The sequence below is a fragment of the Ancylomarina sp. genome (assembly GCF_041555295.1).
Lineage (GTDB): Bacteria > Bacteroidota > Bacteroidia > Bacteroidales > Marinifilaceae > Ancylomarina.
Genome location: NZ_JBFFKR010000450.1, coordinates 1 through 1,842 on the forward strand (window position 1 = coordinate 1; position 1,842 = coordinate 1,842).

General features: G+C 36.5%; 2 protein-coding genes. Both read left to right on the plus strand.

Annotation, left to right across the window (positions count from 1 at the left end; translation table 11 throughout):
• Window positions 1-120 precede the first annotated feature (120 nt).
• A complete protein-coding gene (locus ABY905_RS16980; RefSeq protein WP_372646039.1) occupies window positions 121-456 on the plus strand; it encodes a DUF3024 domain-containing protein in 336 nt (111 codons plus the stop codon).
• A gap of 170 nt (window positions 457-626) precedes the next feature.
• Entirely contained in the window at window positions 627-1,571 is a 945-nt protein-coding gene (locus ABY905_RS16985) for a WG repeat-containing protein (RefSeq protein WP_372646042.1), read from the plus strand.
• The last annotated feature ends 271 nt before the right edge of the window (window positions 1,572-1,842 follow it).

A 1,842-nucleotide genomic window follows, 5' to 3' on the forward strand; every position in this document is an offset into this window, starting at 1 on the left:
AAACAATGCTCTGTTAAGTTTATTGCGGTTCTGATTTTGAATGACTGACCATAAGAGACTTTTGAATCAAGCTAACGACTAGAATCTAGGGATAATCATTTTATAAATGAATAAAAAAATATGAGCATTTTAAATATCAACGAAAAAAGAGTTAGTGATTATATTCAAACCAAGAGACCACTAGTTGAATTAAGAGAACAGATTGATTTGGGATATTCCTTTAAAAATAATGAAGTCATTCTTTTCCAAATTCGACCACAGTGGGATGACCATTCCAAAAAGGTTGAATGTCCATATGCTCGTTGTAAATATGTAAAATCACAACAAGTATGGAAAGTCTATTGGATGAGAGCCACTGGCACTTGGAAGCTGTACGAACCTGATCCGATAGTTTCTAATGTTGAATCTTTTATCCGTATTATTGAATCTGACGAACATAGTTGTTTCTGGGGCTAGGCTAGTTGGTTGAGCTTGAAAAGGACAATATTAATGGGGGAGTTTGCCCCGTGAAATTACGACAGATAAAAAACGAAGTATTTCATGGTGAGTGGAGGTGGTTCAACTCCAGCTCAGCGTACGCTGTTATGTCAGGCAGAAATTCGTAAAACAATTAGTGACTAAATAATATGAAAAGAAAGAGTTATTCCTTACTCATACTGATTCTACTTGTTTTTATAAGTGCGAATTTGTTTTCTCATGATAAAAAAGAACTAATATATTTTCTAAACGACAAACCTATAGATTTTAATAAAGTTTACTTAAACCCCAAGCGGGTTGATTCCCTTCATGTTGATAAAGGCAAAGCTTCTGTTTACACAAAGGATAGAGTATTCACTTATCATAGCCTTTCTGATGTTTTGGAAAGATATACAGATGGTGTAGGCAAGGCTGACTCAATATTGTTCAGAATTGATAAAAACATCGTAAAGGACACAACTTCAATTAAAATTGATGACACTTACTTTATATATGTTGATGTTGAGAGTCTGAAAGAAGTTAAGTATCTGACTGGACAATTCAGAAATCTGAAAATAGTAAATATCGACTTGGTATCTGAAAAGCGTAAACCCCAGATTCGTATAAGAGGAAATAAAGAATTGCTTCACAGTTTCAATGATGATTACCTGCTGAAAGTGTTTGAGGGTGAATTTGATGAACCGGGTGTTGAAAGTGGTTACGTGAATCTCGCTGGAGATACTGTTGTTCCCGTAGGCAAATATCACTATTGTTATACCGACACCTTAAGAATTTTTGCCATTGTTTTGAAAAAGGAAGGTGGTTTTGCAGCCATAGACAGAAATGATTCAGAACTGTTTGAGGTTTTCGGCTACGATAACGGACCAGACCATATTGTCGAAGGACTTTTTCGGATTATCAAGAATGGGAATATCGGTTATGCCAATAAGGAAGGGGAGATCGTAATAAAACCCCAGTTCGACTGTGCATTTCCCTTTAAGAATGGCAAAGCAAAGGTTTCGTATGACTGTAGCACTGTTCCTGAAGGTGAGTACAGTAGCTGGGAAAGCGAAAGCTGGTTTTATATAAACAAAACTGGTAAGAAAATAAATTGAAGTGCTTTGCATCCTCCAATTTCATAGCTTTTTTCGCCGATGACACTAATATGTTAACGAGCTTGCGAGTAAATTCCTAGAGATTCTCAAAGCATTCCTTTTTCCTCCTGGTTCCTGAGCTTGTCGGTGGATAAGGAGGAGTGCCCGATCCCGTATTTCAGGGAGGTGCTTCAACTCCAGACTATTGTTTATTAACCCATACCACGATCCATACCTCCCAACTAAAAGAAAGCCTTCCTTTTTTATTGTAAAGAAGCTTTGTAAAACTTGT